At 27.7% G+C, this 20,737-nt stretch carries 24 protein-coding genes; 3 read left to right on the plus strand and 21 right to left on the minus strand.

Features of this window, described 5'->3' with window-relative positions:
• Positions 1–74: 74 nt before the first annotated feature.
• From KHQ81_08985 to KHQ81_08995, 3 genes are all read right to left on the minus strand, one after another.
• The gene (locus tag KHQ81_08985; GenBank protein QVK17021.1) at positions 75–890 is read right to left on the minus strand and encodes a MerR family transcriptional regulator; all 816 of its coding nucleotides are present in this window, start codon (positions 888–890) and stop codon (positions 75–77) included.
• A 140-nt stretch (positions 891–1,030) separates the two neighbouring features.
• A complete protein-coding gene (locus tag KHQ81_08990) occupies positions 1,031–1,783 on the minus strand; it encodes an SDR family oxidoreductase (protein ID QVK17022.1) in 753 nt (250 codons plus the stop codon).
• A gap of 110 nt (positions 1,784–1,893) precedes the next feature.
• Positions 1,894–2,337: a MarR family transcriptional regulator gene (locus KHQ81_08995; protein ID QVK17023.1), complete on the minus strand. Its 444-nt coding sequence runs from the start codon at positions 2,335–2,337 to the stop codon at positions 1,894–1,896.
• A 334-nt stretch (positions 2,338–2,671) separates the two neighbouring features.
• Here KHQ81_08995 and KHQ81_09000 point away from each other — a divergent pair, with 334 nt between their 5' ends.
• Positions 2,672–3,535 carry an AraC family transcriptional regulator gene (locus tag KHQ81_09000; GenBank protein QVK17024.1) on the plus strand — a complete coding sequence of 288 codons (864 nt, stop codon included), beginning with the start codon at positions 2,672–2,674 and terminating at the stop codon, positions 3,533–3,535.
• 4 nt (positions 3,536–3,539) lie between these two features.
• Positions 3,540–3,965, plus strand: coding sequence for a hypothetical protein (locus KHQ81_09005; protein ID QVK17025.1), 426 nt, complete (start codon positions 3,540–3,542; stop codon positions 3,963–3,965).
• A gap of 69 nt (positions 3,966–4,034) precedes the next feature.
• On the opposite strand, the gene KHQ81_09010 is transcribed toward KHQ81_09005, so the two are convergent.
• From KHQ81_09010 to KHQ81_09095, 18 genes are all read right to left on the minus strand, one after another.
• Entirely contained in the window at positions 4,035–4,769 is a 735-nt protein-coding gene (locus KHQ81_09010; GenBank protein ID QVK17026.1) for a hypothetical protein, read from the minus strand.
• 329 nt (positions 4,770–5,098) lie between these two features.
• A complete protein-coding gene (locus tag KHQ81_09015; protein QVK17027.1) occupies positions 5,099–5,665 on the minus strand; it encodes a GNAT family N-acetyltransferase in 567 nt (188 codons plus the stop codon).
• A 60-nt stretch (positions 5,666–5,725) separates the two neighbouring features.
• Positions 5,726–6,097, minus strand: a complete 372-nt coding sequence (locus KHQ81_09020; protein ID QVK17028.1) for a nucleotidyl transferase AbiEii/AbiGii toxin family protein — start codon at positions 6,095–6,097, stop codon at positions 5,726–5,728.
• The gene (locus KHQ81_09025; GenBank protein QVK17029.1) at positions 6,094–6,690 is read right to left on the minus strand and encodes a type IV toxin-antitoxin system AbiEi family antitoxin domain-containing protein; all 597 of its coding nucleotides are present in this window, start codon (positions 6,688–6,690) and stop codon (positions 6,094–6,096) included. The genes KHQ81_09020 and KHQ81_09025 overlap by 4 nt, the downstream gene beginning before the upstream one ends.
• A 267-nt stretch (positions 6,691–6,957) precedes the next feature.
• Positions 6,958–7,857 carry a CPBP family intramembrane metalloprotease gene (locus KHQ81_09030; GenBank protein ID QVK17030.1) on the minus strand — a complete coding sequence of 300 codons (900 nt, stop codon included), beginning with the start codon at positions 7,855–7,857 and terminating at the stop codon, positions 6,958–6,960.
• A gap of 41 nt (positions 7,858–7,898) precedes the next feature.
• On the minus strand, positions 7,899–8,267 hold the full coding sequence (locus KHQ81_09035) for a helix-turn-helix transcriptional regulator (protein QVK17031.1): 369 nt from the start codon (positions 8,265–8,267) through the stop codon (positions 7,899–7,901).
• A gap of 398 nt (positions 8,268–8,665) precedes the next feature.
• Positions 8,666–8,947 (minus strand): hypothetical protein, encoded by a 282-nt coding sequence (locus KHQ81_09040; protein QVK17032.1) that lies wholly within the window; start codon positions 8,945–8,947, stop codon positions 8,666–8,668.
• A 46-nt stretch (positions 8,948–8,993) separates the two neighbouring features.
• Positions 8,994–9,545, minus strand: coding sequence for a hypothetical protein (locus KHQ81_09045; GenBank protein ID QVK17033.1), 552 nt, complete (start codon positions 9,543–9,545; stop codon positions 8,994–8,996).
• A gap of 39 nt (positions 9,546–9,584) precedes the next feature.
• Positions 9,585–10,577 (minus strand): hypothetical protein, encoded by a 993-nt coding sequence (locus KHQ81_09050; GenBank protein QVK17034.1) that lies wholly within the window; start codon positions 10,575–10,577, stop codon positions 9,585–9,587.
• Between the two features lie 529 nt (positions 10,578–11,106).
• Positions 11,107–11,811 (minus strand): hypothetical protein, encoded by a 705-nt coding sequence (locus KHQ81_09055; GenBank protein QVK17035.1) that lies wholly within the window; start codon positions 11,809–11,811, stop codon positions 11,107–11,109.
• A gap of 318 nt (positions 11,812–12,129) precedes the next feature.
• Positions 12,130–12,546, minus strand: coding sequence for a hypothetical protein (locus KHQ81_09060; GenBank protein QVK17036.1), 417 nt, complete (start codon positions 12,544–12,546; stop codon positions 12,130–12,132).
• Positions 12,547–12,882: 336 nt separating this feature from the next.
• On the minus strand, positions 12,883–13,665 hold the full coding sequence (locus KHQ81_09065; GenBank protein QVK17037.1) for a hypothetical protein: 783 nt from the start codon (positions 13,663–13,665) through the stop codon (positions 12,883–12,885).
• Between the two features lie 454 nt (positions 13,666–14,119).
• Positions 14,120–14,617, minus strand: coding sequence for a hypothetical protein (locus tag KHQ81_09070; GenBank protein ID QVK17038.1), 498 nt, complete (start codon positions 14,615–14,617; stop codon positions 14,120–14,122).
• Positions 14,618–14,630: 13 nt separating this feature from the next.
• Complete coding sequence (locus tag KHQ81_09075) at positions 14,631–15,704, minus strand: RHS repeat-associated core domain-containing protein (protein ID QVK17039.1); 1,074 nt, start codon at positions 15,702–15,704, stop codon at positions 14,631–14,633.
• Positions 15,705–15,776: 72 nt separating this feature from the next.
• Positions 15,777–16,289 carry a D-alanyl-D-alanine carboxypeptidase gene (locus KHQ81_09080; GenBank protein QVK17040.1) on the minus strand — a complete coding sequence of 171 codons (513 nt, stop codon included), beginning with the start codon at positions 16,287–16,289 and terminating at the stop codon, positions 15,777–15,779.
• A gap of 154 nt (positions 16,290–16,443) precedes the next feature.
• Positions 16,444–17,094 (minus strand): hypothetical protein, encoded by a 651-nt coding sequence (locus KHQ81_09085; protein ID QVK17041.1) that lies wholly within the window; start codon positions 17,092–17,094, stop codon positions 16,444–16,446.
• 245 nt (positions 17,095–17,339) lie between these two features.
• Positions 17,340–18,518 carry a D-alanyl-D-alanine carboxypeptidase gene (locus tag KHQ81_09090; GenBank protein ID QVK17042.1) on the minus strand — a complete coding sequence of 393 codons (1,179 nt, stop codon included), beginning with the start codon at positions 18,516–18,518 and terminating at the stop codon, positions 17,340–17,342.
• 176 nt (positions 18,519–18,694) lie between these two features.
• Positions 18,695–19,996 carry a pyrimidine-nucleoside phosphorylase gene (locus KHQ81_09095; GenBank protein ID QVK17043.1) on the minus strand — a complete coding sequence of 434 codons (1,302 nt, stop codon included), beginning with the start codon at positions 19,994–19,996 and terminating at the stop codon, positions 18,695–18,697.
• Between the two features lie 110 nt (positions 19,997–20,106).
• On the opposite strand from KHQ81_09095, the gene KHQ81_09100 reads away from it, so the two are divergent.
• A complete protein-coding gene (locus tag KHQ81_09100; GenBank protein ID QVK17044.1) occupies positions 20,107–20,676 on the plus strand; it encodes a histidine phosphatase family protein in 570 nt (189 codons plus the stop codon).
• Positions 20,677–20,737 lie beyond the last annotated feature (61 nt).

Below are 20,737 nucleotides of genomic sequence, written 5' to 3' on the forward strand. Positions count from 1 at the left end.
CAAGGAGTTGCCTTTTTTGTATTCATGGGGCTACAGTAAATATCTAATTAACCGACAGCTCATTTAATAAACGATTACTTTTTAACAACTGGTGCTTGAATCTCAGTTAAATAATTAGCAGAGTCTTCTTCACACCAAGGTCCTTTATGATAAATTGCTCTTGTAGGACCATTCATTTCATAGCCATTAGATTCCATCCATTCTCCTAAAGCTTGATAAGCTGAAGTCATTTCTTCAAAAGGTCCATGGTGAAAAACAACTGCCATTTCTAAAACTTCTTCTAGTTCCCTAATTTTTATACGATTATTTTCAGGAACTTCATCATTTATGCACATGGTTACTTCAACATCAACATCACTTTCTTTAAATTCTGTGTCATGATAGATGGCATAACAAGGTGTATTTCCTTTTATATTATTATTTTTCGCAAATTTCTGAAGTTCCTCCCATAATTTACCTTCAGCATTATAAGCAGGAATAATATCTCTTAATGATAATACTTTATAAGATGGAATAGTTTTTATTGTAATGTCATAATTCATATTTAAATTCTCCTTTTCAATAGATTTAATTAGGGTTTTTACCCTTATCAATTTTCCCTTTTCATGATCAATCGCTGTAAGAATTTCTCTTTTTCTATTTTCCAAAAGAATACGTAATTGTTTAGAATCTAAATTTCGTGCCATCAGTTCGTATATTTCAGAAAGCGAGAATCCCATTTCTTTCAAAGCTTGTATGCGATTAACCTTTGGAATTTGTTCAATTGAGTAGAATCGATAACCAGTAAATTTATCAATTCGTTCTGGTTTTAATAGTCCTTTTTCATCATAATGTCTAAGCATTCTTATTGATACACGTGTAAGCTTTGAAAAATCTCCAATTTTTAACATACTACCTCCCAATAATCAATCCGGATTGTAATTATATTCTAAACCCTCACACACTGTTAGAGTCAATAGATATTTAAAAACTTTTTTATGACATTTCAAGTTAGTTTTCCTTTAATCTATTTCTGAACATAAACTAATAGTTATTTCTTTAACAATTTATACATCTTTACCATCATACGGTTTTTCAATCCAGGAATAAATACTACTTTTTTCCCTAAATTTTTAAGAGACTGGAACACAACTTCCTCTACACTCATCCAAACAGATTCGGGATATTTTTGCTTTTCTAATTTATTAAATAATTCAGTACTATGAAAATTTGAATGTGTTAAACCTGGGTTTAACGCTTGAATAATAATTCCCTTATCTTTGGATTCATAATTTACTACTTCAGAAAAAGAATTTATAAAAGCCTTAGATGCACAATAAATACTGTTTTTTTCCATTGGCATATATGCTAATGTTGAAGCAACATTTATAATAATTCCTTTATTCTTTTTAAACATATATTTTATTGAAGCATGTGTTAATCGTACACAAGCAATATTGTGTACATAAATCATTGAAAGTTGTTTATCAATTTCACTCTCTGAAAAAATTTCTGGCACAGCAAATCCTGCATTGTTAATTAATATTGATATATCAGAATTTTGATTTATATACTTCTCTACCCTAATAACATCATTTTCCAAAGATAAATCTGCTTGTATAATATCTATTTGTACACCATAATTGCTTTCTAACTCTTTTGCTAATGTATCTAATTTTTCTTTTCTTCTTGCCACAAGAACCAAATCATTATTTAATGATGCCATCTTTCTAGCATATTGTTCTCCTATACCACTCGACGCTCCTGTAATTAAAGCCTTTCCATATTTTTTTAAATTAATCAATTTCCCTCTCTCTTTCTTAGTAATATTTTATTGACAACTTAAAACTACTCTTTCTTTCAAAGCAATTCCCCACATTTTTAACAACCTATTAAAGTAATTATGTTATTCACTTAAAATTTATCCGTAAGCTTTCCAAGTAATCTAATTAGTTCTAGTCGCTCTTCTTTTGAATCATAAATACTTAATATTTTGTGACACATTAATTTTTCTGCTTTTTTATGCTCAAGTTGAGCAATTCTTCCATCTTCTGTTAACTCAAGTGCAAAAGATCTTCTATCTCTTTTACTGATAGCTCTTTTGATAAGTCCTCGTTTTTCAAGGCGGTCTACCGCATTAGTCAATGTACTATTTGGTATACCTAGCATTTTTGTTATATCTTTAAGTATTACCTCTGGTTGTCTATAAACAATATTTAGAATGCTAATTTCAATTGTTGTTACACCCTCAAGCTTTTCTTTCCCCAATTCATTACTTGTCCTTTGATATATATGAATCAGTTTATGCCAGGTTTCATCTAAAGCTTGAATTTCATTTTTACTAATATTGTCTTTCATTTCTTAATCTCCTTTCCACAATATAATTTATTACGAAAATGGTAATTTATCTATTTCGTATTATATTATTTTTTAAATGTTATGTCAATGGTGAATTTAATAAATATATAGTTAATTTTAAAATTTTTCAAAAATCAACTAAAATTTATAAATTCCAATTGCATTACTACATATTAAAGTGTAAGATTAAAACAAGTCATAAATTAAAAACCAAATAGATAAAAATATATAAGATATATCTTATATATCAATTTTTAACAACTGATAGACAAGGGCATTTAAAGTCAAGTTTTTTTAAGATTAATCACATATACTTATGTTAGGAGATGACTTTATGAACTGGGTAAAAATACTTTCAAACTCGATCGATTATATTGAAGAAAACTTAACAGAACCAATAACCATTAAAGAGATAGCCAAAGTAGCTATGTCCTCACCCTATTATTATCAACGGATGTTTTACATATTGACAGGAATTACTGTATTTGAGTATATAAGGAATAGAAGACTATCCCTAGCTGCTAGTGAACTCATAATGAATAATATAAAAGTAATTGATGTCGCTATCAAATATGGTTATGAATCTTCAGAGGCTTTTTCTAGAGCGTTTAAGAAAATGCACGGAGTTAATCCTTCAGAAGTTAGAAAGAAAAAAGTGACGATTAAAGCATTTCCGAAATTATTAATTCAAATAATGTTAAAAGGAGATGTCCCTATGGATTACAAAATTGAAAAAAAACCTGAATTTAGTTTTTGTGGTATGACTAGAAATTTTTCTATTGAAAACGGTGAAAATTTTATTAACATCCCGAAATTTTGGGATGAAGTAATGAAGAATGGTCAATTTGAGGAAATGATGAAAAAATCAAGCGATGGTAACTGCATCGGAGCTTGCATACCAATGGCCCCTGAGGTTGACAATAATTTTGATTATGTTATTGGGATCTTTACAGAAGAAAAGTTATCTGAATATGATAATTATTTCGTTCCAAGTGCTAGTTGGGCAATTTTTGAAGTAAGAGGCCCAATAGGAGAAAATATTCAAAGTACTACAAAACGAATTTTTTCTGAATGGTTTCCATCAACCGGCTATAAACATGCTAATTTACCTGAATTAGAAGTTTATTATGAAGGCGATACACAGAGCCCTAATTATCTTACAGAAATTTGGATTCCTATTATAAAAGAAGTAGAATAAGACTATGGATCATGTTGTATATTTAAATACAAAAGCAAAAGAATTTGATAAACTAATTACTAAAACCAAATCCTGTATTATTAGAGGCGGAGCAGGGAGAAAGATGCCTTATGGTAGAGTATTTAAGGATGATGTATTATATTTTATTAGTAATAATGGTGAGGGTTTAGTGAAAGCAAAAGCGATGGTAACTGATGTTTATAATTCTACTAAAATGACAACAGAAGAATCAATTAAGCTTGTTGATGATAACTCAGATAAATTACAGTTAAGTGCGCTTCAGCATAAAAGATGGGCAGGAAAAAAATATTTAGTATTAATCAGCATTGATAATTTTAAAGAAATAGAACCCTTTAAAATTGATAAAAGTAATTATGGAAGTATGGAAGATTGGTTACCTGTTGAAGATATTGAGCGAGTTAAAACCTAACTAAATTATAATAATAATATTTAAAACACCTGAAAATTTATAATTTCAGGTGTTTTAGTTATTTTTTATTTAATTTAATACATCCGTTGTAATCATATCTACTCCCCATGAAGAAAACTGTTTTGCTTGATTAATTTCATTTACAACCCATACATTTACAAGTAATTTATTTGCATGTATAAAATCAATAATTTCTTTAGTTAATACATTCTTTTCTATATCGACTGATAATCTATTTAAAACAGCAAACTTTAAAATTTCATCACTAATTTTTGAATTTCCACCAATTAATAATTGTAAGGATATATCTTGATAATGATCTCTTATATATTTTATAGTGTTTTTCATTGACGTTAGTATAACACAGTTATTATACATTCCTTCATCCTTAATTAATTGAATTAAATTTGAAACATTACTATTATCATTGTCATTTATTCCAGTTGACCATTTAAGTTCAATGACTGGTATTATATTATTTTGTTTACATAATTTTAAATACTCTTTTAATAATGGTATTTTACCAGTTAGTATTCTTCCCTGATAAGTTTGTGTTAAGGTTACCTGTTTTAACTGTTCATAAGTTAGTTCAGTAATTTGAAATGAATTTAAAGGATCATTTGGTGCTAATCTTTCTAAGGTCTCATCATGAATTACAACGAATTGATTATCTTTAGTTACTCTAATATCACATTCTAGAGCAAAATACCCTCGTTTAATTCCTTCTTGAAATGCTTCAATCGTATTCTCTACTCCAACGCCTCTACTCCCACGATGACCAACATATTTAATATTTTTTAACATATTTATTACCTCCATTTGATTAGATATTAAATTTTCTGATTTACAAAATGTTTAACCTTATCACAACCGAACCAACTACTTATCCTCTTAATTATACCAAAATTAATCTTTATTTCAGCAAAAATTTTATTTTTGTATTCTTTTTTTAAGATAAATGACTATGAATGAATAATAGACATACTATTACGGGTTAGAATCTATTTTAGTATCCCAGTTATAATTAGACTTTTCTAAAAAAAGACTTCCGACAATTAAATGTCAGAAGTCTTTATGTGTAATAATATATTTTATTTTTCAATAATAAGAATATCATTTAACATTTCATTGAATTATCTACTCTTAAAGTCTGTATTTACCAACCCATACACATACATATCTTTACATTCACCCGTTACATAATGACATTCATATTTTCTTAAATATCCTTCCTCTTTGAAATTGAATTTTTTTAGAAGCTCTTTTGAAGCAGTATTTTCTTCACATACAAATGCTTGTATTCTCACTAAACCTAATTGTTTAAATCCAAGGGATAATACTTCATACATAGCTTCAGACATAATACCATTACGCCAGTAATCTTCAGATAACTCATATCCTATTTCAGCCCTTTTTCCTTCAAACTCATTTAATAAAATAGTTCCTATTATCTTATCAGTTACTTTATCAGCAATGGCAAAGCGAATAATCCAACCATCAATAAAACCTTGGTTCCATATTTTTATGACATCATAACTTTTCTCTAAGGTTTCAGGGCCATTCCAGTCAAGGTAACGATATACTTTTTCATTGGAGTAGTATTTAAATAACTCCGGTCCATCATCTAACCTTAATTTTCTCAATCTAATTTTTTCCGTTTCTATTTCTGGAAACTCTTTCAATATTTTTCGATAATCCATTTTTATCTCCTCATCTTTCTTTTAATAACTTATTTCCCTTATCATTCAAGATTAAACTTCCTATATTTTTTTTGCTATGCCCATGTTAAGTAGCACATGAATATTTTTTATGCATTTTAATTTAAATGTTACATTATCTTCAATATCTATTGATAAAATATTACTAATGATCTTTTTGATAGTATCCTCATTAACTGATATTCCTTTTATTGTTGTATCCATATCAATAGTACTTCTCATATCGATATCCACCATAGCTGCGATTAGGAATCCACCTTTAAGAATAACATTGTCTTTGTACTGAGAGACAGAAATTCTTTCTAACAACCTTTCCATCATAAAATTTTGTAGAACAGTATTGGCTACAAGATTATTTTGCTTTGACATATTATTAATCCAATCCTTTAATTGTCTTGGACTACTTATACTCATGATAACACCTCCATATACTGACGAACTAATTCTCTGACGTTAAAAATTTCTGCATACGTTAGTAATCTTGAATAATCTGCTCCTAGTTCATTCATATATTGTTTCACTGCAGTAATTACCAAATCCGAATCTAGCTTATCTTTTTTTCTAAGACAATCGCAAATAGTTCGTTCTTTGTTATATACGATAATCTCATTGCCATGAGGTGATTTTAAATTCATTTTACCAATTTCATATAGTTTTTTATTACTATAGAAAAACTTATATTTATATTTATCTTTTAAGAGTCTAGTATTATATCCAGAAGGAATAGTTAACATTAGCTGAAATGGTATTCTATCACATAAATCATGAATAAATAATGCAGTTTCATGAGAATAAATTCCTTTTTTACATCTATACTGTGTCACCAGATATTCGTCTTGTATGTAATTTGCATCAATATAGATTCCTCTTCCAACTCTCTCAATTTCTCCAGTCTGAGTTAATCGTTGTAATACTTTATTATCTATCCCTGCTTCTTTAGCTTCTTTTGATTCTATAATTCCATTATTCTTTTTCATCAACTTAAAAACTAATTCTTTTACAGACATAAAACCACCTCTTTGTCTTTTGTGTTCGTATATATATTATCATATACGAACATAAAAGACAAATTCTTTTTATAATAGAATATTTTTTTACATATATCATCACTACTGACAGTCGTAACTCTGTAGGTTAAAACTTAAATACATAAGATAATATAGCAGTTTTTGCTGGCGTACATAAAAACTCCTGATATTTAAATATCAGAAGTCTTTATGATGTGTTAGTTTGTTTAATAGTATATTTCTTCTTAAAATAAGCAGGAATCCTATTTATAATGTTATTTTATTCTTTTTTTTAATAGTTAATAGTAATATTGCTAGACTAAATATCATAATAATAGTGGTTATAATACCAGCTTCTGGTCCATACATTCCACCATTAATTAAACTTTTAGATTCATTTACTGAAAAGTTAAAAATTGATGGATGTGTTTCTCCACCACTAACACAAATTCCATAGACTACACCCAATACATAATTCCATGAACTATGAATTGCACTTACCAACCATATATTTCTTCCTTTTACCATAAATAGAGAAACTAAAAAAGAAAACAGCATTGTATTAATTAAACCAATAATACCAAATTGAGCTTCACTTGCAAACAATGATTGTAGATGTGGATATGTAAATGCTAATGAACTGAGAAGAATTGCCCAAAATAGGGATGTTTTTTTAGATAGTGAAGTCATTAGATAGCCTCTACACATGACTTCTTCTGCCATCCCTTGAATTATATATGCAAATAGAAACAATAAGATAGGGAGTATATTAATATTTTCACTTACACCTTCATAGGTTAAAGCACCAGTAGCAAGTGAAATTAATATTACTATTGATATGAGTAGTATACCAATAACAAATCCTTTTAAGTAATTTTTAATAAATCCTTTTTTAATGAAGCCTATTGATTGTTGTGATCTTTTTTCAATAAATTTACAATATAGAATAGTTGTAATAGTAAAAACTATAAAACCAAAAAATGGTAAAGTCTGTGTTAATATATTGTTAGGTATATCATTACTAAAAATATTAATACCCATACATGTTAAAATGATAATGATACATACTTCTCCGATTATTTCTGAAACGATGTAAATTCCTATAAATCCCAATAATGATTTCAGAATATTTACAATATGTGACGATTTTATTTCTGATTGTTTCATCTTTTTCTCCTTAATATTTATTGGAGTAAGATGTATGAATATTAGGTAGGAAACCCGTTTACAATGAAATAGATAATCATAACTAAAAAGTCAATCAAAAGTAAGATACCAAATATTTTTACTAACAGAATAATAATATGGTAAATTCCTTTTTTTTGTATAGACAGTTTACTTTCAGATGTCCCTATATTTTTTATATTTAAATTTGAAGTATCCGAACCTTTTACTAATTCATCAAGTGAAATATCAAAGAACTCACTGATTAGTATTAATTTATCCATTTCAGGTGTTGAATCTCCTAATTCCCATTTTGATACTGTTTGCCTTGATACCATTAATTGACCACCTAACTCTTCTTGAGATAGTCCTTTTTCTTTTCTCAAAGACAATAACTTTTGACCAAATTCCATCTCTTCTCCTCCATTTCATTGTACAATTTAAACATTATTAACTCTACCAACTATGCTTGGAAATCTGTCAACTAAAATTAACATTTACCGCAATTAAATTAACTCTAATAAAAACCGTTTATATACTTATCAAATGTATGTTTATCTTGAATTTTACTGAAATTTTATTATAAACCAGATCAAACATTTTCGTCACAAATTCACATCATGATTCATTCAAGGTTTTATATATACTGAAATATTTTAGCATATTGAAACGCTTTTTTCAATTGACCATGTCTAATATCCTTTAGAGGATTTAAACATCAAATATTAAAAGACTGAGATTTTTTATACTCAGTCTTCAAAATATTTGATTAATTAAGATATCTAGTTATTTTACAAAAAGAATCGAATTACTAATTTAAATCCTTCCTTTTTTCAAGCTCTTTTAATCTTTTCTTGTGTCCTTTAGCATTCCTCTTTTCTTGCTCTGCTTCGTTGATATATTCTTCATACATTTCAAGAATAGAATCATCTAGGTCCTCATAATTTTTGACTATTCTTTTACCTAATTTTTTAATCTTATTATTATATTTTTTATAAGATTCTGTCTCTTTCTTTATTTTGCCTTTCTCAATATCAGATGGGTTTGAATATTTATGAATACGATTATAACTTTTATATTTTTTTCCTGACATTTGATATCACCTCAACTAATAAATAGAATACATAATCCACAAAAACTTAAAAATATTTTAATGAATGGTATTGTGTATAAAAAAAGGCTGATTTAACATTTGTTATGAAAGTAATTTTATTTGCTAAAACTAAAAAAATAGTATTACGAATAGTAAGTCTATTTGATTTTTTATTCTGTATATTGACAACCAATAGTGCCAAAATAGCAATGAATAACAAGGAACTTAATATGATGTATAGTGTTATACCACTCATAAAAACTATTAACAAAGGTAGTATACTTAAGTTAGCAAATATCAAAAGAATTTTAATATTTTGTTTTCTATTCAAAACAGAATATAAAACAAAAAATAAATTTCCCAATAATCCTAATGTAAACAATATGAATAATAACAACGCTTGGAAAGAAGTAGAAGACCTGAAAATATAAACAGTAATCCACCGATAATAAACAGCAGCATAACTTTTTTTACCTGAACCATCCATAGGTAATTTTTCCACTAAAAAAATAAAAACAAAAAGAGCCAAATAAAAAATTGATAAAATTAAATTTACTAATTTTACATGACTCATAATAAAAGAATTTAATTTTTTCATATTCTTTCTCCCCAAAGCATTATTCAATTAAACTAATAATTATTTTATCACATCTCTACTGCCTGCAAATCCCATTAAAAAAGTAAATACAATTATCAATCCTAGAATACTAAAATTAATAGGAAGTTCTTTTTTACTTAAATAATAAACATAAATAAAAGGTGCTATAACAGATACGCTAAACAATAAGCAATATATTCTATAACCTATAAAACGATTGCGAAACTGACTAATATTTCCGCCTAATAATTTATATATAGAATAATACAATTCATTTCTCACTAGAATACGGAAATAGAGTTTTGATTTTTTAAAGTAAACATCTCCATTTGATAAATTAATACCTAAAGGAACTATATAATCAGTTACCCCATTATTCTCATTATATAAATATTCTAAATATTCAATCACTTCTTCAGTATACTCATTTGACAAAAAACATACATAAGTAATAGTTGTCTTTGGAAAAAATTTATTATTATTAGATTTTCTATAGTTATACTGTATTTTTCGTTTAATATCTTCGATTGTTAATTTTTTGTAAGAATATACTTTTATATTTTTAACCAGTAAAAATAGTACACTAATACTAAACTTGTTTTTCTTTGCGTTTAAAATTAAATTATTTTCTATTAAATTTGATTCTTTTACACAATATCTTAGTTTTACTAAACGTGAATTTAATTCAGACAAGAATAATTCTTTACTAGAAGGTTTGAGATTAATAGTGACTTTACTATTTATTTTTTTATATTCTGCAAATATACTTGCTTTTTTTATTGTGTCATCAATATCTCTTCCTTTATACACTAGTGTAGCAATAACTAAACACAAATCCAGTATCGTCAAAATTAGAAAAACTAATTTAGTTTCATCAACAAGAGTATTTTTATTCACAAGATAATAAACTATTAGAAAAAATATTAATCCTATAAATATTGTAAGAAAAATGATACACAAGACAGCCTTGTATTGGATTTGCTTAAAGTGTCTAATGTTCTCTTTAACTTTTTCATATTCAATTTTATTCATTATTATCTCCCTCTATTATAGATGCTACCTTAATTCTACCATATTAGTCAACTATATTTGCAATATCACTTTGTATAATTCTAATTCAAAAGTATCGATTTACATCATCATGATTATACATTATTTTTTTTGTTTTATCAGGGGATACAACACAAAAAACGATTAAACTTTCATCTAATCGCTTTTTATATTATTTATCAATCAAACAACATCGATTAAAACGTTCTTCCTAATACTTCAAAGCAGGATGCTTTCTTAGCATCTTGTTCTACAGTTAATGGGACTGTATAGATATCCTTTCCATCTTTTAGGATTTCTAGTTCTCCAATTTATTCTCCTGCTTTACACCATTTATATAAATTGTAAAGTTGAATTGTTCTTCTAAACCTGTTGGTTTATCCTTTTTTTGTCACAAAATAAATTGGATCATTTATATAGCATATTACAGGTGTTTACTTAAACTATCATGCAAATAATATAAGAATAACGTATGGTCTAATCAATACATATAGATTATATTTCCCTTAGGTTATACCCAAAATTGTCCTAGTGCATTCATAGGTTGTACTTGTTGTACAGTTTGGTATTCAAGTTTATTCCCTTGTTGTTTAGCATGAATCCTATTAAAACCTACCATTGGTGTTGGTAAATGAAAATTATCCCCTATTAATTGATAATGCATATGGGTACAACCAAAAATCCTTCTATTATCGTCTGTACTTAAAGAATAATGTGAGTAAAGTTCCACATTTCCAGGACATACTGGATGGATGGTAAAGCTATAATGATCTATGCTTGTTAAATCGGGGAGATAATTACCTTCAACAGTTTGAGTAGTTACGGAAATATCAAACTCAAGATGTTTGTCGTATTTCTCATATCGTCCTATTGCCTTAACAGATGCAACAATTTTCCCTGTATCATCGTACAAAGTAGCTAACCGATAAGTACCCGGTGCTGTTCTATATCCTCTTTTTGAAATACTCATAAGACCAATCATTCTATCAGTATGATTTTCCAACTTTTCAGACTGAGTATCATCTGGATCTGTTGGATCCGGACCAGGACCAGAGCATATACAAGGAACAATCATTCCTGACCACCACTTAGGGACTTCTGATAATGTTAAATCTAGCTTCATACCAGAATAATCAAGAGTACCATTTCCAGAAATATCAATAGATGTTCCATTTATTTTATTAACCATGTGATATTTAATTTTTTTTTGATGCATTTATATACCACCTTTCAATTATTCTATGTTTATTATCTGTCTTTTTATTTTTTTTATTAATTTATAAATATTATCAGTTTCAAAAACATTAATAGAATAATACTTATAAAAATTAATCTAACCATAATAAAAGTTTGACTTACATATTTTAAATTTATCTTTTAATTATTGTTTTGCCATTTTAGATGTTTCATTATATATTCCCATTACTCTTATTTGAAAAAGAATAAAAAATAATAGATAGTAAAAATGAATAAAGTAATGTATACTAATATCAAAAAAGCGATTAAACTTTCATCTAATCGCTTTAACTATTTATCAATCAAAGAACATTGATTTAAACGTTCTTCTTAATACTTCAAAGTAGGATGCTTTCTTAACATCTTGTTCTACGGTTAATGGAACTGTATAAATTACTTTTCCATCTTTTAGGATTTCTAGTTCTCCAATTTGTTCTCCTGCTTTTACACCATTTTTATCAATTGTAAAATTAAATTGTTCTTCTAAACCTGTTGGTTTCTCACCTTTTTTTGTCACAAAATAAATTGGATCATTTGTCACAATCTTAATCTTTTGTGGTGTAAGTAAGATGTTTTTATATTCATCTACTTTGTAGTTTTTACTTCGATATTCCACTGCTTCATATTGACAGAAACCATATTTTAATAGATTTACTGTATCATAAATTCTTTGTGTTGGCGATGCTTCTCCCATAATAACACTAATTAAACGCATAGTGTCTTTTTTCATTGTTGCGGTTAAATTATATCCTGATTATGATGTCCTAATCCATCAATACCAGGTACGTTTTTGACAAGTTCAGCTGTGTTTAAATAAAACACAAAATTATTGTTGAGGTTTCTCGTATATGATAATAATCCTGCTGCTTTGGATTAATTACTACCATGGTCAGATAAACTACTAGAAACATAATTAAAAGGATATCTCACCTTACATTTTAATTTAGCCGAGTATTTTTTTTTTCAAAGCACTCTATATTTTATGTTTTCATTATAATAATATTTTTTCTTTAATACATCCTTTTATTTCTTTACAATGGAGATTTCTATTTCACAACCCTACTTTCGTATATGTCCAATCTAAAGGATTAACCTTAGTTAATTTTTTATTTTTATACATAAATAACAACTCATTAAATTTTAATAACAAGACAAAATCTTGACAGAACATATAAGTATAAATAATAAGACAGAACTGAAATAGGATGATTGAAATGAAATAACAACCTTGAGTGATACTAATTATTAGCGAGATAACAATTAAAGCATGGATGATATAATATTTGTAGGTACTATAAGTGGAATATAATTTAACACCACTTGAAACACTGTAACTTTTTAGAAGTTCGTTGATTTTAATTACATATAATTCAGAGTCTGATTTATTACTAGAAATAAATGTGTAATAGACAATATATAATGAACAAAGAATTGAAAATTCTAGAAAATAAACATCTTTTTGAAGAAACACATGATATAAATAAGTCAGTATGCAAGCTATAAACGTTGTCAATTGAAAAAAGTGCATCCGTCCATTTTTTAATTCTCTATCTGTAACAATATTCATAACTAATAATATAAAAAGCAACCCAATAAATAAGTAATTTGTATATTGATGGAGAATAGAATATTTAATAATTAAATTAAAGAGAAACACCATCATAATACCTAGTGTACAATAATGAACAAACTTCTTATTTTCTTTATTACATTTCTTTGTTATTTCAAAAATAACAGGAAATAAAATTAAAAGTAATCCAATAAAACAACCCTTAATTATAACAATTAATGAGAAAATTATATAACCAATAATATATAAAAAATATTTTTTCATTTACACCATCCTTATCTTAACTACAATCATCCAAGAGGGGACTCCCTATCAAGTACACATGAGAAAACCTTTCTTCAAATATATTATAAATTTTATAGAATTTTTTTAAAATTAGCTTTTGATGTACTAAGCAATAACAGCTTTGTTAACCTTTTTAAGCTAACTTGAAAGCTTTCTCGAGACAATATATACACATTTTTAGCATTTATCACTGGTTCAACTAGATCTTTAAAAGTATTAATGAAATTGAAAAAGTCTATATAAAATTCATCCTGACAATCACAATTTTCATGATATTTAAGTATCAAAATATACTCACAAAGAGGGACAACTAGTTCATTTTCATGATTGACATTCCACAAAATACATGTATAAATTTGTTTTGTCTGTATATTTTGTATCTTAAAAGGTTCATGAAGACTGTTCATACTAATTATTAATAGTTAAGAAAAAATCAATATACTTCAAAATATTCTTCTAATAATTTTTCAAATTTCGGTCTATCTGCAACTTCAGCTATGTGTTTTACAAAATTACCCCTATCATCAAACTCGGCTACAAAACTATAACCTCTTTCTTTTGTAAGTGTACAAGATATTATTACAAAATTTCCGTTTTTATAATTTAATTTTATTCCTTTTCCAATTGGTGCTTCTGCACTTTTATTAGATTCATGAAAAGTGATTTCCGAAATTCTACGAATGAAACTGTCAATACTTTGACTAGGTAATTCCTCTAAAACCTCCAATTTTTGAAAATCAATATTTGATATACTAGTTTCATTCACATTTATAATTCTTGGATTGCTGTTTTCATAATTAATAAGTTCTATTGAAATAACATTAGATGATAGTTCCTCATAATTAAAGAAATAAGTGTTTGGATCACTAACACAGCCACTTATAAAAATAATAATTAGTAATGATAAAATCAATGAGAATCTTTTCTTCATATATTCACCTTTCCTAAAACCAATATAAAGCAGTTGCTGGAAAAAATACGGTACTAATTGCATAATAGTGCCAAGCATTTGCCATTTCACGTCTACTATGAGTTCGATTTTTTACTCCACCAAGTATATCCGCCATAGTCTCCCACGGTGCACCATAATAATTTCCATTCTTATCCCACGAACCTAATTTTAATGGAGACGGAATTCCAACAGTAAATCCATATGTTCCAATACCCATCATCATTAGTTGTGAGTTATGACCTCTCTCGTGCCTTAATGTATCAGCATCACTTCCTCGTGACAAGAATATAGCACCAAATGATCCTGACCTTCCTCCATTAGTACTAAAAACTGGTGCTCCCTTGTAAAATGATACATTAGATGAGTTTAGTACTTTATCCTCACTTTTATTAAAAGGATTCCAGCCAATCGCATTCACATCAACCCTAACTTCATCATCCCAAATTGATGTAATTGCCATCCAAACATAACTTCCTACAGATGTGGCAACATGTGCAACTGTGCCTCCCACTGGTGTAAATAATAGTATTGCTGCAAGTACAAGCCATGGAAACTCACCATCTGGATCCACCACCATTACTGGATTATTCTTTGCATAAGCATACATATTATGGCCAAGAATATCACCTTGTTCACCCAAAAACCCGTCAGCATTTACAAATCTACCAAGCTCAGGATTATAATATCTACTGTTTAAGTAATAGTAGCCTGTCTCCTCATCATAGCGATAGCCACGATAACGATATGGATTTATTTTTGCTATATCAAGTTCAGTTTTCTCTGTTCCATCAGCATTATATTCTTTAGTACTTATAATATTACCCCAAGCGTCATAACTATATTCTACAACAATATCACCATTTTCATCAACTATTATTGATATATTTCCTTGTAAATCTTTTATGTAGAAATATTCATTTCCATCTTTTTTCACTGTAATGTCATTGTCATAATAAAAACTAATCGATGTCCCGTCAACATCATAAGTGTATATTATTTCATATTCACCATTAGTTTCATATATAACCTTATCACCCGATTTTAATACAGAAGTATTCAGCATCATTTTGATTAAACAGTAGTTTAAGATATCAAAAAAAACGATTAAACTTTCATCTAATCGCTTTTAAATTATTTATCAATCAAAGAACATCGATTTAAACGTTCTTCCTAATACATCAAAATAGGATGCTTTCTTAACATCTTGTTCTACGGTTAATGGAACTGTATAGATTACTTTTCCATCTTTTAAGATTTTAAGTTCTCCAATTTGTTCTCCTGCTTTTACACCATTTTTATCTATTGTAAAGTTGAATTGTTCTTCTAAACCTGTTGGCTTTTCACCTTTTTTTGTCACAATCTTAATCTTTTGTGGTGTAAGTAAGATGTTTTTATATTCATCTACTTTGTAGTTTATACTTTGATATTCCACTGCTTCATATTGACTGAAACCATATTTTAATAGTTTTACTGTATCATAATTTCTTTGCGTTGGAGATGCTTCTCCCATAATAACACTAATTAAACGCATATTGTCTTTTTTCATTGTTGCGGTTAAGTTATAACCAGATTGTGATGTCCACCCTGTTTTTAGGCCATCAATACCAGGAACATGTTTGACAAGTTTATTGGTATATACAAAAGACGCCAAAAATATTATTTAATGTTCTTATTATATAATCTATTAATTAATTATGTATACATATATTATTTTAAAATATAATTAACTATCATTTTTTGAAAATTTCTATTTCAATATTTCTATCTATAAGATTATTATTTATTTTAATAATTTTCAGATTTTTTTAATATTCAATTATTAACCAAGATAACCAAAATACTGGTTCTCCTAGTTCATTTTCATTAGTATAATTCGCTAACATTTCGGATTCTTCTAAAGAACTTATAAATCCATTACTATTTAATTTTAAATTAAATTCTTTATAGTAATCATCTTCTAAACCATTACAAATATAAGAATGAAAGTCACCTAATATTTCATAACCTAATATCTTACCAGTTGAATCAGCAGGTCTTTTTGGTTTTATTACTTCGGCAACCCCATATGAGTGGTTATTTTCTTCTTCAATTATTATATCAAAATACTTTTTATGAATATTCAGTCCTATAATTTTTATTTGATTTAAATTAGTAAAGAACAAATTATAAAATTCTTTAATATCTGATAGATCAATAAATAAACTATTACAAAATATTTTTCCCTCATTAATTTTAACTTGAACCCATTTTTTCATAACTTTAAAAGTCTTATTATCTATATGTAAACTTTCTCGCGCCTTCTTGACCTCAAATGGAAATTGATCGCAAATACAAGCACTTACTGATAATATTTTTTGCGGTAAAACATTATCATTCATACATGATGCTCTATCTGTGATTTTTACTAACATATATCCAGCATTATAATAATCACTTAAATCAATATCTACCAACATAATCCCTCCACATATTTATTTAATTCATTATAACATTAAGATAAATTAATTTAAATATAAATTAAAAAAGTCAATCATATATACAGATTAACTTTTATGTACATTTGTATGAGATCTTATATGTGATTTTTGGATTTTTTACGGTGTTTCGTCCAATAAACTAAACGATTTTTTTAATATTTTATCAGGGGTATACAACATAAAAAACGATTAAACTTTCATCTAATCGCTTTTTATATAATCTATCAATCAAAGAACATCGATTTAAACGTTCTTCCTAATACATCAAAATAGGATGCTTTCTTAACCTCTTGTTCTACGGTTAATGGAACTGTATAGATAACTTTTCCATCTTTTAAGATTTCTAGTTCTCCAATTTGTTCTCCTGCTTTTACACCATTTTTATCTATTGTAAATTTAAATTGTTCTTCTAAACCGGTTGGTTTCTCACCTTTTTTGGTCACAAAATAAATTGGATCGTTTGTTACTATCTTAATCTTTTGTGGTGTAAGTAAGATGTTTTTATACTCATCTACTTTGTAGTTTTTACTTCTATATTCCACTGCTTCATATTGACTGAAACCATATTTTAATAGTTTTACTGTATCATAATTTCTTTGTGTAGGAGATGCTTCTCCCATAATTACACTAATTAAACGCATATTATCTTTTTTCATTGTAGCCGTTAAATTATATCCTGATTGTGATGTCCAACCTGTTTTTAAGCCATCAATACCAGGTACATGCTTAACTAATTTATTGGTATTTACGAGCCAGAAACGCTCATTTGTATCTTCTCTGATATAATCCTCATACATACTGGTGTATTTTACTGTAACCTCTTCATACTTTAGTAATAGATCACGTGCCATTTGTGCCATATCATAAGCAGTAGAAAAGTGACCTTCATCAAAATCTGATAATCCAGTTGGATCAGCAAATTTTGTGTTTTTTAAGCCCAATTCTTTTACTCTTTCATTCATACGTTGTACAAATAACTCTTCACTACCCGCTACTTGTTCAGCAAGAGCAACTGTAGCGTCATTCGCGCTAGAAATTACCATACATTTAAATAAATCTTCAACAGACATTTGTTCCCCTGGTTCTAAGTAAACTTGAGAACCACCATAACTCGCAGCATGTTCAGAAACTGTGACGATTTCATCCCATTTAATCTGTCCCTTATCTAGTGCTTCTAATACTAAATAAATAGCCATTATTTTCGTCATTGAAGCAGGAGATCTTTTTTCATTTTCATTTTTCTGAAACAAAATATCTCCAGTATTTATTTCAATTAATATAGCTGATTTTGCTTCCTTCACAAAAGTATCACTTGTATCTACTGCTTTTACATTAGCTTTCGTATAACCAACTAAAAACGCCATAAAAATTAATGAAATTATTAATAAACTCTTATTTTTCATAAACCACACCTCATAAAATAATATGTGATTTTTCATTTTATATAACTAATAATTGACATATTTTGTGTTTTTAATATAAAAAAATATAGAATTTGACGTTTTTATAGATTAAACTTCATATAATTGTTCAAGATTTTTTTATTTAATTAATAGAAAAACTACACACAAGGTGTAGTTTATTTAATCACATCTAATATTAATTTTCTTTTTTCTATCTTATCATCTGTAAAAGTAAACAAGTTTCTAAACTCATTAAAACTATCATCATTTAATTCTGAATTACTATATATAACACCAATGATTGAATCATTGTCAACTAAATCACCAATTTTTTTCTTGATTTTTAATCCTACTGCTAAATCAATTTCTGATACCTTCGTTTCTCTACCTGCTCCTAATTTCATTGCGAAATTACCTACTGCTAAAGCATTAATTGCTTTTACATATCCTTTATTTTCTGCTTTTACTTCATAAATATATTTCGCTTGTGGCAAACGAGAATAATCATCTACAACTAATTCATCTCCACCTTGTGCTTTAATAAACTGTTTAAACTTGTTTAATGCATGGTGATTGTCAATTTGTGTTTTTAAAATTCCCATTGCTTCATTTATGGACTCTGCTTCACCAGCATTAACCAATATATGAGCACCTAAATTTAAAACCAGTTCTTCGAAATCTTTAGGACCATTTCCTTTTAGTGTCTCAATTGCTTCAATTACTTCTAAACTATTTCCTACTGCTTCGCCTAATGGTTCATCCATATTCGTAATTAACGCAGAAACATTTCGTTCAAATTTTTTACCAATTTGAACCATGGCTTTTGATAATGTTCTTGCATGTTCAATATCTTTCATAAATGCACCAGAACCTACTTTAACATCTAAAACAATGGTTTCAGCACCAGCAGCTATCTTTTTACCCATAATAGATGATGCGATTAAAGGTATCGATTCTATAGTTCCCGTCACATCACGTAAAGCATATAATTTCTTATCTGCAGGGCACATTTCCTTGGTTTGCCCGATAATTGATATACCAATTTCATTTACTTGATTAATGAAATCTTCTTCACTTAATTCTATATTAAAACCTGCAATTGATTCTAATTTATCCAACGTTCCACCCGTATGACCCAAGCCACGACCACTCATCTTTGCTAGTTTTACATTGCAACTAGCAATTAATGGTCCTAAAGCCAATGATGTCTTATCGCCTACGCCTCCTGTTGAATGTTTATCTACTGTTTTACCATTGACATTAGACAAATCTAATACTTCTCCACTATCAACCACAGCTTTTGTTAGAAAATAACGTTCTTCATCGTTCATATCTTGAAAACATATCGCCATTAATAAACTTGACATCTGATAATCTGGTATATCACCTTTTGTATACCCCTCAATTATCCAATTGATTTCCTCTTCAGTTAATGGTTTTTGTTCCCTTTTTTTAATAATCAAGTCAGTCATTCTCATATAAATAACATCTCCTTTAAAATGAATGCGTTATTATTATATCATGTTTTTCACAAAACATAAAAGACTATGTTATAATAATGACAGAAATTCTAAAAGAGGTGAAAAAATTGACAAAAATCACATTAGTAAGACACGGTCAAACCGATTATAATAAAAATCGTATTATCCAAGGACAAATTGATATCCCTTTAAATTCATTAGGGAAAGAACAAGCAGTTAAAACTTCGAATCACTTTAAAAATGAATCAATCGATTTAATCATTTCTTCGCCACTCATAAGAGCATATGAAACCGCACAAATCATCGCAAATGAAATAAATTATACAAATGATATCCTTATAGATAAAGCATTTATTGAAAGAAATTTTGGACAAGCAGATGGTAAAGAAATTTCTTTATGTATAGAGAAGGTCCATCAAGAAGAAATAACTGGTTTAGAACTAAGTAGTCAACTTAAGAAACGAATGATCGATGGCATTTTAAAAGTTGTTAAAGAAAATGAAAATAAAAATATTGTAATTGTTTGTCATTCACATTCAATAAAAGCTGTTCTTTCTGCATTAAATCCCGATCAATATAATTTTAAAACCCCTTTAACTAATTGTGGAATTACCTTATTAGAACATAGGGATAATCAATTAACTATATTAAAAGCAAGTTATAACGATTATATTTAACTCATTGGCAATGTGTAAAAACATTGCTTTTTTTATGTCTTTCTCTAATTATTATCATCAT

The organism is Mycoplasmatota bacterium (assembly GCA_018394295.1).
GTDB lineage: Bacteria > Bacillota_I > Bacilli_A > Haloplasmatales > Haloplasmataceae > JAENYC01.